General features: G+C 68.4%; 11 protein-coding genes. 8 read left to right on the top strand and 3 right to left on the bottom strand.

Annotated elements, in window-relative coordinates:
- Positions 1-3: 3 nt before the first annotated feature.
- Entirely contained in the window at positions 4-1812 is a 1809-nt protein-coding gene (argS, locus tag ENSA5_RS22890; protein WP_106393818.1) for an arginine--tRNA ligase, read from the bottom strand.
- Between the two features lie 126 nt (positions 1813-1938).
- Between argS and ENSA5_RS38090 the strand changes: the two genes are divergently transcribed.
- A complete protein-coding gene (locus ENSA5_RS38090; RefSeq protein ID WP_181198048.1) occupies positions 1939-2082 on the top strand; it encodes a hypothetical protein in 144 nt (47 codons plus the stop codon).
- Between the two features lie 81 nt (positions 2083-2163).
- Here the strand turns inward: ENSA5_RS38090 and ENSA5_RS22885 are convergent, their stop codons facing one another.
- A complete protein-coding gene (locus ENSA5_RS22885; RefSeq protein WP_106393817.1) occupies positions 2164-2724 on the bottom strand; it encodes an ATP/GTP-binding protein in 561 nt (186 codons plus the stop codon).
- A gap of 59 nt (positions 2725-2783) precedes the next feature.
- Between ENSA5_RS22885 and ENSA5_RS22880 the strand changes: the two genes are divergently transcribed.
- The 6 genes from ENSA5_RS22880 to ENSA5_RS22855 all read left to right on the top strand — a co-directional run bounded on the left by ENSA5_RS22880 (position 2784) and on the right by ENSA5_RS22855 (position 8546).
- Entirely contained in the window at positions 2784-3800 is a 1017-nt protein-coding gene (locus tag ENSA5_RS22880) for a hypothetical protein (protein ID WP_258182985.1), read from the top strand.
- A gap of 233 nt (positions 3801-4033) precedes the next feature.
- Positions 4034-5059: an alcohol dehydrogenase AdhP gene (gene adhP / locus ENSA5_RS22875; RefSeq protein WP_106393816.1), complete on the top strand. Its 1026-nt coding sequence runs from the start codon at positions 4034-4036 to the stop codon at positions 5057-5059.
- Positions 5060-5089: 30 nt separating this feature from the next.
- Positions 5090-5431 carry a ComF family protein gene (locus tag ENSA5_RS22870; RefSeq protein ID WP_106393815.1) on the top strand — a complete coding sequence of 114 codons (342 nt, stop codon included), beginning with the start codon at positions 5090-5092 and terminating at the stop codon, positions 5429-5431.
- On the top strand, positions 5428-6813 hold the full coding sequence (locus tag ENSA5_RS22865) for a DNA-processing protein DprA (protein WP_181198047.1): 1386 nt from the start codon (positions 5428-5430) through the stop codon (positions 6811-6813). Before ENSA5_RS22870 ends, ENSA5_RS22865 begins: the two co-directional genes overlap by 4 nt.
- A 31-nt stretch (positions 6814-6844) precedes the next feature.
- Positions 6845-8041, top strand: coding sequence for a GNAT family N-acetyltransferase (locus ENSA5_RS22860; protein ID WP_106393813.1), 1197 nt, complete (start codon positions 6845-6847; stop codon positions 8039-8041).
- Positions 7995-8546: a DUF2383 domain-containing protein gene (locus tag ENSA5_RS22855; RefSeq protein WP_258182983.1), complete on the top strand. Its 552-nt coding sequence runs from the start codon at positions 7995-7997 to the stop codon at positions 8544-8546. The genes ENSA5_RS22860 and ENSA5_RS22855 overlap by 47 nt, the downstream gene beginning before the upstream one ends.
- 91 nt (positions 8547-8637) lie before the next feature.
- Here the strand turns inward: ENSA5_RS22855 and acnA are convergent, their stop codons facing one another.
- Positions 8638-11325 carry an aconitate hydratase AcnA gene (gene acnA, locus ENSA5_RS22850; protein ID WP_308726566.1) on the bottom strand — a complete coding sequence of 896 codons (2688 nt, stop codon included), beginning with the start codon at positions 11323-11325 and terminating at the stop codon, positions 8638-8640.
- A gap of 141 nt (positions 11326-11466) precedes the next feature.
- Between acnA and ENSA5_RS38085 the strand changes: the two genes are divergently transcribed.
- The coding region (locus tag ENSA5_RS38085) for a hypothetical protein (protein ID WP_181198046.1) at positions 11467-12516 on the top strand (1050 nt) is incomplete at its 3' end.

Genomic DNA, 12516 nt, shown 5'->3' with positions numbered 1-12516 from the left:
GCCTCACATCCGCTCGGGCGCTGGAATCCCGAGCAGCGAGAGCCCCCAGCCGAGCGCCGCCTGGGTCGCCTTGACCAGCAACAGGCGCGCCTGCACGACCCCCGGGTCGTCCTGGTGGATCACGTTGCACTCTTGCTGAAAGCGATTGTAGGCCTTCGCCAGGCCGTACAGCTGGCCGCACAGAATTGACGGCCGCAGCGTGCTCGCGGCCTGGGCGACCGAGCCCGGCAGCCCGATCAGCGCCTGCATCAACGCCCGCTCCGCGATCTCACCCAGGGTCCCCGCCTGGGTCGCCGTCTCGCCGGTCAGCAGCCCTTCATCGATCGTCATCCCGCGCTCGGCCGCCTTGCGCAGCAGCGAGGTCGTGCGCGCGCTGACGTACTGCAGCGCCGCCCCGCCGTCACCGCCTTGGACCTCGGTCCACTTGGCCATGTCGAACACGATCTTCTGATTGTTGTCCCGCGCGAGCATCCCGTACTTGATCGCCCCGAGCGAGACCTGATGCAGCGCGGTGTCGATCTCCTCGTCGGACCACTCGCCCCGAAACGCGTGGAAGAAGCTGGCCTCGAGCGAGCTCGCGAGCTGCTCGCGCAGGGCCCGGAACAAGATCACGTTGCCCTTGCGGCTGCTCATCGCGCCGTCGGGCAGCTCGACCATCTCGTAGCCGACGTGCTCGCACAGCTCGGCCTGGGCGAAGCCCATCTTCTTCAGGGTCAAGAACACCTGCTTGAAGTGGTCGCTCTGGCGGGCGTCGACGACGTAGATCGAGCGATCGATGCCGAACTCCTCGAACTTCATCCGCGCGAGGGCCAGATCCTTGGTCGCGTAGAGCCCGGTGCCGTCGCTCTTGCGCAGCATGAAGAAGGGCATGTGCTTGATCTCGGGGTTCTCGATCCCGATCGCGCCGCGGCTCTCGATGAACACGCCCTTTTCGAGGAACTCGTCGACGATCTTCAGGCCGGGCTCGTCGACCTCGCTCTCGTAGAACACCCGGTCGAACTCGACCTGGGTCCACTCGTAGATCTCCTCGAAGGCGTCGAGCGACCACTGCCGCGTCCGCTGCCACAGCTCGTAGTAGGTCGGATCCCGGGTCTCGATGCCGCGGAGGATCACGCTCATGCGCTCGCGCGCGGCCGCGTAGCTGGCCGCGGCCGCCTCGTCGCCGGCCTTGGCGGCGGTCTCCCAGTCTTCGAGCTGGATCGCGGCCTTGGCGTAGATCTGGCCGAGCCACTCGCCGCGGCCCTGCTCGGGCGGCTCTTCGTCGACGAGCGCCTCGAGGCCCCACAGGCACTTGGCGACGTGGGTCCCGACGTCGCCGAGGTAGTTGGCGGCGATGACCTCGTGGCCCGTCGCCCGCAGCAGCCGCACGAGGCTGTCGCCGAGGCACAGGTTGCGCATGTGCCCGACGTGGAAGCCCTTGTGGGTGTTGGGCTGCGAGTACTCGATCATGATTTTTTGATCGGAGCGCGGGTGCTCGGGCAGCTCGCCCCGGGCCCACGGGGCCAGGAGGTGGCGGGCGGCCTCGTGCGGGTGCAGCCGGAGGTTGAGGTAGGGGCCAGCGGGCGTGGCCTCGGCGATCAGGGCGTCGTCACCCGCGTCGGCGAGCGCGGCCGCGAGCTCGATCGCGATCTTGGGTGGTGCGTTGCGCAGGGCCTTGGCCAGGCGAAAGCAGGGGAACGCGAAGTCGCCGAGCTCGGGCTTGGGCGGCGGCGCGAGCAGAGCGGCGATCGCGTCGACGTCGAGGCCCGCGGCCTCGGGGAGCACGGGCGCGAGCCGCTTGGCGACTTCCTGGGCGAGGGCGTCGGGTCGCATGACGCGAAACGTACTATCCCGGCCTACGGCCGCCCAGAGGGAGGGCCGCCTGCCGGCAAAACTGACGGGGCGACTCGTGAGACAGGCCGTCAGCGCCGTGGTAGAAGGCCCCGAGAGCGCGCAGCCATGTCAGCGACGACCGGAGCCATCGTCTTGTTTGCCGTCATGTGGGCCGTGATCCTGTACTCCGGCTACCGCCTGTACACCTGGCTGTACCGCCTGGATCGCGTCAACCGCGAGGGCCAGGCGCCCTACGACCACGGCCTCTGAGCCGGACCCGGGCGCCGCTTTTCCCAGCCCGGCAGGTAAAGCGAGGGAGGCGGTCCGAGACAACACGGGGCCTCGTCGTGCTCACAGCAGCGGCAGCTGCCGGGTGTCGAGGTGGGCGCGGACCTCGTCTTCGGCGAGGTCCAACCACCGGTCGCGCGCGCGAGGTTGCAGACGAAGCACCTCGACGCCGCGGGCCTCGAGCTCCTTGAGCAGGCGCGAGTCCACGGCCCGCTGAAAGCTGACGTCGGTCGAGCGCATACCGTCGGGCCGGGGCTCGTCGACGATCGGCACGTAGATCAGTCGGTCGTAGGTCTCGAGCCACCACGAGACCATGGCGTCGAGCCCCGGCTGCCGACCCCCGGACAGGAGTAAATACACGTAGTTGTCGAGCACGCTGCGATCACACAGCACGACCGGGTGCCGGGCCGCGGCCACGAGCTCGTCGGAGATCTGGGTGTGTAGGATCCACGACTGCGCCGCGAGGCTCGTGCGCTCGTTGATCGGCAGCGGGCAGCGCCGCGCGACCTCGTGGACGATATCGAGCACGACGTCGCGGGCCTTGAGCCGGGCCGCGAGTCCGTAGCACAGCGTGGTCTTGCCGACGCCGTGGGTGCCAATGAAGCCGACTTTGAATTCGGTCACCGTGGCGGATGATAGCCCCCGTCCAGGAGCTCGAACGCGGTTGACGCAGGATTGGCCCCGTGCGTACGCTGGATGTCATGTACCCGTGCTCGAGCTGCCATCGTCACTTGCGCGAAGCCGACGACGCGTGCCCCTTTTGCGGCGTGGTTCAGCGCAAGGTCGCGCCCCCCGTCGGGCTGACCCTGTCCACCTTTGCGCTGGCTGCGGCGACCATGCTCGGCGTCAGCGCGTGCTCGACCGAGACCACGGGCGACGACGGCAACACCACGACCAGCGCCGGGAGCTCCGAGACCACCGAGGCCACCGGCGAGAGCGACTCGAGTTCGTCGGACACCTCGACGACCGGCGACGGCGACGGGGACATGACCAACGACGACAGCAACACGAGCGGGAGCTTCTACGCCTGCTCGCCGGTCAACGACTGGTGGGACGGCGTGTTCGAGTGCGACCCCTTCGCGCAAGACTGCCCCGAGGGCGAGAAGTGTGTGCCCTACGCGAGCACGGGGGAGTCCTACGACGCCAACAAGTGCGTGCCGATCACGGGCTCCCAGGAGACGGGCGAGGCGTGCACCTACGGCGGGATCGTCGAGGCGACCGACGACTGCGACCAGGGCAGCCACTGCTTTCACGTCGAGGGCACCGAAGGCGTGTGCACGGCGTTTTGTACGGGCACCGCGGATGACCCTGTGTGCGATCCCGGAACGGAGTGCCTGATCTCCAACGAGGGCTCGATCAACCTGTGTCTGACGAGCTGCCACCCGGTCACGCAAGACTGCGCCGACGGCTACGCCTGCGACTGGTTCGAGGGCGCGTTCATGTGCTGGTTGGAGGGGGGCGCGGCCGCGGTCGGGGAGGAGTGCACGAGCTTCGACTCCTGCGCGGCCGGGAGCAGCTGCGTCGCCAGCGAGGCCGCGCCGGGGTGCGAAGGCGCGAGCTGCTGCACCGAGTACTGCGACCTCAGCGATCCCCTCTACCTGTGCACGATCCCGGGGACCGATTGCACGTCGGTCTACGAAGAGGGCGAGGCGCCGGAGGGCCTCGAGAACGTCGGCCTGTGTCTGGTCCCGCCGCCCTGAGCGCCCTCCCGCCGACGCAAAGCCGCGCCGCGTCGCGCTTTCGCTGGTGACCATACCGCCGACCCTGTCGCCGACGGCGTCCGCGACGTCGGCGAAAATCTGTCGTTTGCGCCTCGACGGCGACGCGGGCAGACAGTCTCCCAGGACCTGGGGGCCGAGCGCAGCGAGGTTGTCGGGCCGGAGGCCCGAGTCTTGGAGACGTTAAAGACACCTCGCCAACGAGAGGACCGGTCATGCCACGAACCATGAAAGCCGCCGTCGTCGAAGAATTTGGCAAGCCCCTTCAGATCCGCGAGGTCCCGGTCCCGACCGTGGGACCCGGCCAGTTGTTGGTCAAAATCGCCGCGACCGGCGTCTGTCACACCGATCTCCACGCCGCCGAGGGGGACTGGCCGGTCAAGCCTCAGCCGCCCTTCATCCCCGGCCACGAGGGCGTGGGCAAGGTCGTCGCTGTGGGCGCCGGGGTCACGCACGTCGCCGAAGGCGACCGGGTCGGCATCCCCTGGCTGTACTCCGCCTGCGGCCACTGCGAGCACTGCCTCGGCGGCTGGGAGACGCTCTGTGAGTCCCAGCAAAACACGGGCTACTCGGTCAACGGTAGCTTCGCCGAATACACTCTGGCCGACGCCAACTTTGTCGGGCGGCTGCCGGACAGCGTCGACTTCATCGAGGTCGCGCCGGTGCTGTGTGCCGGGCTGACGGTCTACAAGGGCCTGAAGATGACCGACACGCGCCCGGGCCAGTGGCTCGCGATCTCGGGGATCGGTGGCCTCGGTCACATGGCCGTGCAGTACGCCCGCGCCATGGGCCTCAACGTCGCCGCCGTCGACATCCACGACGACAAGCTCGAGTTCGCGCGCCGGCTCGGGGCCTCGATCACCGTCAACGCTCGCAACCGGGACCCGGCCGCGGTCCTGCACGACGAGATCGGCGGCGCCCACGGCGTGCTGGTCACCGCCGTGTCTGCCAAGGCATTCGAGCAGGCCCTGGGCATGACTCGTCGGGGCGCGACCGTCGTCCTCAATGGCCTACCTCCCGGGGAATTCTCCATGTCGATCTTCGACATGGTCCTCGACGGGACGACCGTCCGTGGCTCGATCGTCGGCACCCGCCTCGACCTCCAGGAGGCCCTCGACTTCGCGGCCGCGGGCAAGGTGAAAGCGACCGTCAGCAGCGAGCCGCTCGAGAACATCAACGACATCTTCGCCCGCATGCGCGAAGGCCAGATCGAAGGTCGCGTCGTCCTCGACTTCGCATGAGCATGCCCAAGTCCCGTTCGCGCTGCTGAAGTGCTGATCGTCGCGGATCGAGCCGAGCAGCATTCACCGCTACTCCCAGCGCTTGTCGCCGACTTCGCCAGGCGCGTGGCCTCGAAGCTCGGCCTCCCCCACATCGAGCTGAGCAAAACCCGCGAGACAAAGCCGCAAAAGAACTTCCGTTCGAAGTTGCACAAGAAGCGCAACGTGACGGGGGTCTTCGCCTGCGCCGCTGACGCAGCGTTTGGCACCGCGTTGCTCATCGATGACATCTGGGCCACCGGCGCGTCCATGACCGAGGCTGCACGCGCGCTCCGTCCTGCTGTAGTTTATCCGCTGACGATGGCGCGCACGCGACACCAAGGAGCTTCGTGAAGTCGATCGATCGACGAGAGCTCGCGTACTGGCTCGCGCTGGCGTTTCATCTTCCGCGAGCGCGCGTGCGCGACAAGAACGCGCTTGTGCTTCGGGCTGCGCACGACGCCGGCCTCAGCCTGCTCGAGCTCATTGCGCTCGAGACCGAGGAGCTGCCGGCACCGCTGCGGTCGCTGGCGCCGCTCCACGCTCGCTTGCTAGAAGCCGAAGGGCGGGTATCCGCCCAAGCCTTCGTGGTCGATCGCCTCGCCCAGGGCGAGCTCGAGCTCGTTCCGGTCACACACTCGGCGTATCCCCGCCACCTGCTGGAGCGGCTCACACCGGGCAAAGCTCCGACCTTGCTGTCGGTCGCGGGCGACGTGGCCCTGCTGCGCGAGCCAGGGGTCGCAGTCAGCGGCAGCCGCAAGGCTGGGCCTGCGGGGCTGTGCTTTGCTCGTGCGGTGGGACGCGCGCTTGCGGAAGCCGGGTTCACCGTCGTCTCCGGCCTCGCTCGTGGTGTCGACAGCGAGGCGTTGGAGGGGGCGCTCGAAGCTGGTGGCCGAGTCATTGGTGTCGCGCCCGAGGGGATCTTCAAAACACGTGCAATACGACGGCGAGAGGTGCAGGACGGGCGGCTGACGATTCTCTCCGAGTTCGAACCTACGGCTCGCTGGGCAGGCTGGGCGGCGATGAGGCGCAACTCGACCATCGCCGGCATGAGCCGCGCGTTGTTCATCGCCGATTGCGTCGCGGAGGGGGGGACCACGGCCCAGTTCGACGTCCACCGGGACCACGGGTTGCCCGTCTACATTCGTCGCGGCCCTGGAGAGGGGCGGCTGATGGCCGAACTCGCGGCTCGGCCCGGAGCCGAGCCACTCCCGTGGGCGCGTGGACTCGTGGTGCTGCCGTCTTCGCTCGGCGGTGCCACCGGTCCTCAGCGAGCGCTTCGTTGTTCCGTGTGGCGTGAGGGAGGGCGACTCCATGTCACCGTCGATGCTCCCGACTCGTCGGCGCCAGGTGAGATTCTCGACGCCGTTCGGACTGAGCTCAGGGATCAAAGCGTCGTCCGCGAAGCTACTATGCCCTACACCGTCGAGGCACGTGCGGCTGAGGCAAACGATGCTCCTTCGGTCCGGGAATTGCCTGCCGCGAGCGAACCTGAGGAAGAGGATCCACTCTTGCGGGCCCTCGCCACCATGGATGGCGGTCGCGCGACGGTGGCCGCGCTCTGCGAGCGCGTCGGTTGGCCAGCTACGAAGACTCGCGCCAAGCTCCGGTCACTCGAAGAGTCGGGCAAGATCACGGCCGATCGCTCCGGTCGCGCGCACGTGTTCGCGCTGCTGAACCAGGACGAGAGCCCCCAAGTGGCGCGACGCAGTCAGCTCGAGTTGCTGTCCGGTTGAGAGCGGGGGCCCGCGTGCTACACCTGCCGCGATGCCGCGCTTGCTGCTCGTGCGCCACGCCCAATCGAAGAACAACCTGAGCAACGCTCGGATCCGCGAGGAGCTGCGCGATGATCCCGAACGCATGCACGCCGAGGCTGCGCGCGCGCGCGAGCCGGACCCGGATCTCAGCGAGCTCGGTCGCGCCCAGGCCGAGCGCGTGGCCGAGCATCTCGCACCGATACTGAGTGAGCCGCGCAGTCTGCTGGTCAGCAGCCCGATGCGCCGGGCGCTGCAGACCGCGACGCCGATCGCCGCCCGCGTCGGCCTCGAGCGCTTCGTGTGCGAGGCCGGGCTGTTCGAGGTCGGCGGCTGCCACTACTGCGGCGAGCTGCGGCCGTCGGCGACCGCGGCCGCGCTCGAGGCCGAGTTCCCCGTTCGCTGCGGCGCGATGGATCCGGAGGGCTGGTACGCCGGGCACGGCGGGGCCGAGACCAGCGACGAGGCCCGCGCCCGGGTCGAGCGCGCGATCGCCTGGGCCGAAGCCACGCTCGCCGCCGGGACTCACGAGACCGTCGTCGTCATCGCCCACGGCGACCTGCTCTCGCGGTGGTTGCGGAGGTGGTTGCACGTCCCGTGGCAGCGCGGTCTCGCCTTCGTCCACGGCAACACTGGGATCACCACGCTGAGCTGGGACCGCCGCGAGGGGCTGCTGCTCGAGGGCTTTAATTCGCTCACTCACCTCCCGCCGAAGCTGCGCAGCGGCGCCGACGCGGAGTTTTGGTGGCGCTACGCCTGGCCGGATCTCGAGCTGTCGCGCTACGAGAGTTGGGCAGCAATCCCCGGCGAGCTCGCCGTCGAACTCGCCGAGCTTCGCGCTCGCCACCTGCTCGAGCCCGAGGGCAAGTCGCTGGCCGACTACGCAACCAGCGACGCCCGCAGCGTCCACCTTGTGGCCCTCGCCGAGGGCGAGCTCGCTGGCTACGTCCAGTACGACCCCGAGCTCGGCCGCCTGCGTCAGCTGGTCGTCGGCCCTCGCCACCGTCGCAGCCGCCTCGGTCGGCGGCTGGTCGGCGCGGTCGAGGACGAGGCTCGGCGTGACGGTCGCGACGAGCTGCTGGTCCACGCCTGGGTCGACTCCGTGGGCTTTTATGCCGCGCTCGGCTTCGTCGCGCGGGGGGCCGTCGAGTCCGGCGCGCCCGTTGCGTGGCAAGCGATGGTCAAGCAGGGTCTGTCGCGCACCTGCTAGCGGTCAGTTGCCGGCATGGTGGTTGCAGCGGGTCCCGCGTGCTGCATCCAACACAGCAGGCAAGACCATGAGCACAACCAAGACCGACGATATCAACCAGCTCAACTCGTTCCTTCGCGGCGAAATTTCCGCCGTCGAAACCTACGGGCAGTGCATCGAGAAAATCGATGACCCCACGCTGACCGCAAAACTGGTCCAGCTCAAGCGCTCGCACGAGGAGCGCACGCGGAAGCTCGCGGCCAAGATCCGCGAGCTCGGAGGCAAGCCTTCGAGCGGCTCGGGCGCCTGGGGAAGCTTCGCCAAGCTGGTCGAGGGGGGCGCCAAGGTGTTTGGCAAAGAGGCGGCGATCGCTGCGCTCGAAGAGGGCGAGGATCACGGGCGTGACGATTATCGCGATGACCTCGACAAGCTGAGCTCGAGCGTGCGCCCCTTCATCATCAGCGAGATCAAGCCCGCGCAAGAACGCACTCACAACGAGCTCAGCCGGATCAAGTCGTCGATGTAGCCGGCATCGGTCGAGCGCGCTGTGCGAGCGATTCCCCGCGCTGCAGCGGGACTTTCCACACCGCAGCGCGAGGTTGGCTCCGGGCCAGGGATCAGCTCTTGGCCATGTTGCGCAGGACCGTCTGCAGGATCCCGCCGTTCTTGTAGTAGTCGACCTCGACCGGGGTATCGAGGCGCACGGTGGTCTTGAACTTCACCGTGCTGCCATCGGCCTTGGTCGCGGTGACCTCGAGCTCTTGCAGGGGCGAGACGTCGTCGCCGATCGGGATGTCGAAGCTCTCGCTGCCGTCGAGCCCGAGCTCTTCGGCGCCCTCGCCCTCGGCGAAGCACAGCGGGAGCACGCCCATGCCGACCAGGTTGCTGCGGTGGATCCGCTCGAAGCTCTTGGTGATCACCGCCTTGACCCCGAGCAGCAGCGTGCCCTTGGCCGCCCAGTCGCGGCTCGAGCCCGTGCCGTACTGGGTCCCGCCGAGCACGACCAGCGGGGTGCCCGAGGCGACGTACTTCATGGCCGCGTCGTAGACGAACTCGACCTCACCGCTGGGCCAGTAGGTCGTGTAGCCGCCCTCGGTGCCCGGCGCGATCTGGTTGCGGATCCGGACGTTGGCGAAGGTCCCGCGCATCATGACCTCGTGGTTGCCGCGGCGGCTGCCGAAGCTGTTGAACCCGGCCTTCGGCACGCCCTTCGAGATCAGGTACTTGCCGGCCGGGCCGTCCGCGGGGATCGAGCCCGCGGGGCTGATGTGATCGGTGGTCACCGAGTCGCCGAGCTTGAGCAGGACCTTGGCGCCCGAGATCGCCTGGATCGGCGGGAGCTCGGGCGTGATGCCCTGAAAGAAGGGCGGCTGCTGGATGTAGGTCGAGTCGCCGTTCCACGGGTACAGGGCGCTGTCGGCGACCTCGATCGCGTCCCAGCGCGGCTCCTCGGTCACGTCCGAGTACTTGGCCCGGAACATCTCGGGGTTGATCGCGCTGGCGATGACCTCGCGGATCTCCTCGTCGCTCGGCCACACGTCTTTGAGCATCACATCGTTGCCCGCGCTGTCCTTGCCGATCGGGTCGGTGTCGAAGTTGACGTCGAGGGTCCCGGCGATCGCGTAGGCGACGACCAGCGGCGGGCTCGCGAGGTAGCTGGCCTTGACCTTGTTGTGGACCCGGCCCTCGAAGTTGCGGTTGCCCGAGATGACCGAGCCGACGACGAGCTCGCCCTTGGTGATCGCGGCGTCGATCTCGGGCGGGAGCGGGCCCGAGTTGCCGATGCAGGTCGTGCAGCCGTAGCCGACGACGTTGAAGCCGAGCTTGGCGAGGTCGTCGGACAGGCCGGCCTTGTCGTAGTAGTCGGTCACGACCCGCGAGCCTGGCGCGAGCGAGGTCTTGACCCACGGCTTGGTCGTCAGGCCCTTGGCCGCGGCGTTGCGTGCGAGCAGGCCGGCCGCGAGCATGACCGCCGGGTTGGAGGTGTTGGTGCACGAGGTGATCGCGGCGATGACCACGTCGCCGTGGCCGAGGGAGTAGTCCTGGCCCTCGATCGGGATCTCGGTGCCGAGCTTGTCTTCGGACAGGCCGTGACCCTGGTGCCCGACCTTGGCCGTGAGGCTGTGGCGGAAGTGGGTCTTCATGTCCGACAGGTTGACGCGGTCCTGCGGGCGCTTGGGCCCGGCGAGGGCCGGGTCGACCTCGGCGAGGTCGAGCTCGAGGGTGTCGGTGAACTCGGGGTCGGGGGTCGCGTCGGTCCGAAACAGGCCCTGGGCGCGGTAGTAGGCCTCGACGTTGGCGACGTGCTCATCGGACCGGCCCGAGAGGCGCAGGTAGGCGATGGTCTGGGCGTCGACGGGGAAGAAGCCGCAGGTCGCCCCGTACTCCGGCGCCATGTTGGCGATCGTCGCGCGGTCGGCGAGCGAGAGCGAGTCGAGGCCGCCGCCGTAGAACTCGACGAACTTCCCGACCACGCCCTTCTCACGCAGCATCTCGACGATCCGCAGGGTCATGTCGGTGGCCGTGACCCCGGCGCGGAGCTTGCCTTTGAGCTTGAAGCCGACGACGTCGGGCGCGAGCATGTAGACCGGCTGGCCGAGCATCACGGCCTCGGCCTCGATCCCGCCGACGCCCCAGCCGAGCACGCCCAGGCCGTTGATCATCGTGGTGTGGCTGTCGGTCCCGACCAGGCTGTCGGGGTAGTAGGTGCCGTTTTTGTTGAACGCGACGTCGGCGATCCACTCGAGGTTGACCTGGTGGACGATGCCGCGCCCGGGCGGGACCGCGCGGAAGTTGTCGAGGTTGTGCTGGCCCCACTTGAGGAACTCGTAGCGCTCGTTGTTGCGCTTGTACTCGATGTCGAGGTTGCGCAGGAGCGCGTCTTGGTGGCGGCCGTCGGTGTCGACCTGGACCGAGTGATCGATGACGAGGTCGACGTTGACCGCGGGGTTGACCTTGGCCGCGTCGCCGCCGAGGTCGACCATGGCGTTGCGGCACGCGGCGATGTCGACGACCGCGGGCACGCCCGTGAAGTCCTGGAGGATCACGCGGGCGGGGATGAAGGGGATCTCGACGCGCGCGCCCCGGGGCTGCCAGCCGGCGATCGTCTTGACGTCCTCGTCGGTGACCAGGAACCCGTCGTGGTTGCGCAGCGCGGCCTCGACGAGCACGCGGATCGAGAAGGGCAGCTTGGCGAGCTTGGTCAGGCCCTTGTCTTCGAGGGCCTGGAGGCGAAAAATCACCCCCTGGCTGCCGTCTGAGAGGTCAAAGGTCGAGCGAGAGTCGTAGGGGTTGGCGCTGGTCACGATGCAGATCCCGGTGGGGCTGGCGCCGTCGAGGAGCGACGGACGCGGGTGGTGGTCCGCGGACTATAGACAAGCGCGGCGGCGGGCTAAAGGCCCCGCCAGCAGTCGCTCCGGGCGCCCGTTTCGGGTAGTTTCCCGCGGATGGCCGGGTCCAAGCGCATTCAGGGGGGCGAGTCGACGTCCGATCTCGTCAATTCCGCGCACGTTGGGGACAACTCGGAATTGTTCGCGAGGTTGATGGGGTTGCACGTCGCGCCTGGCAGCAAAGTCGCCGACGTGACCTTCGGCAAGGGTGTGTTTTGGAAGCGCATCCCCGCCGGGGTCTACCAGCTCCACGCCTCCGACCTCGAGCTCGCCGTGGGCGAGCGGGACATCTTCGTTCGCTACCGCGACGGGGTCGACTGCCGTGATCTGCCCTACGAGGACGACAGCCTCGACTGCCTCGTCTTGGATCCGCCCTACATGGAGGGCTTCTTCCGGCGGGCGCAAAATCATCGGGCAGGATCCGGCACACATGCCGCCTTCCGCAACGCCTACGCAGACGGCAACACCTACGACGCGGGGGAGGGCGGCCCGAAGTGGCACGACGCCGTGACTGACCTCTACCTGCGTGCGGGGCTCGAGGCCCGCCGTGTGCTCCGCGCGGGCGGGGTCCTCGTCGTCAAGTGCCAGGACGAGGTCAGCGCCAACAAGCAGCGGCTGACGCACGTCGAGATCGTCACCGGGTACGAGGACATGGGCTTTTACTGCAAGGACGTGTTCGTGCTCGTGCGCAGCAACGCGCCCGGAGTGAGCCGATTGCTGCGGCAAGTTCATGCACGTAAGAACCACTCGTATTTCCTGGTGTTCGAGCTCCCGCGCGGGAAGGCCAAGCGTGTGCGGAGCGTGCGGTGGTCGCCCGAGCGCGAGGTCGAGCCCTCGCTGCAGCTCGAGGTGAGGAAAGCCGAGGAGGAGACGGCGGCGGAGACGAAGGCTGCGGTGGCGGCGGAGAAGAAGGTTGCGGCGGCGGAGAAGAAGGCTGCGGCGGCGAAGAAGGCTGCTGCGAAGAAGAAGGTTGCGGCGGCGAAGGCTGCGGCGGAGAAGAAGGCTGCGGCGGAGAAGAAGGCTGCGGCGGAGAAGAAGGCTGCGGCGGAGAAGAAGGCGGCGGCGGAGAAGAAGGCGGCGGCGGAGAAGAAGGCTGCGGCGGAGAAG

Source organism: Enhygromyxa salina (genome assembly GCF_002994615.1).
Taxonomy (GTDB): Bacteria; Myxococcota_A; Polyangia; order Nannocystales; family Nannocystaceae; genus Plesiocystis; species Plesiocystis salina_A.
This window is presented reverse-complemented; position numbering and strand designations above follow the sequence as displayed.

Bases quoted from the DNA above. Each gene is read 5' to 3' on its own strand.
- ENSA5_RS38090 (WP_181198048.1), top strand. From the start codon at position 1,939: ATGTCAGCGACGACCGGAGCCATCGTCTTGTTTGCCGTCATGTGGGCC.
- adhP (WP_106393816.1), top strand. From the start codon at position 4,034: ATGCCACGAACCATGAAAGCCGCCGTCGTCGAAGAATTTGGCAAGCCC.
- argS (WP_106393818.1), bottom strand. From the start codon at position 1,812: ATGCGACCCGACGCCCTCGCCCAGGAAGTCGCCAAGCGGCTCGCGCCC.
- ENSA5_RS22860 (WP_106393813.1), top strand. From the start codon at position 6,845: ATGCCGCGCTTGCTGCTCGTGCGCCACGCCCAATCGAAGAACAACCTG.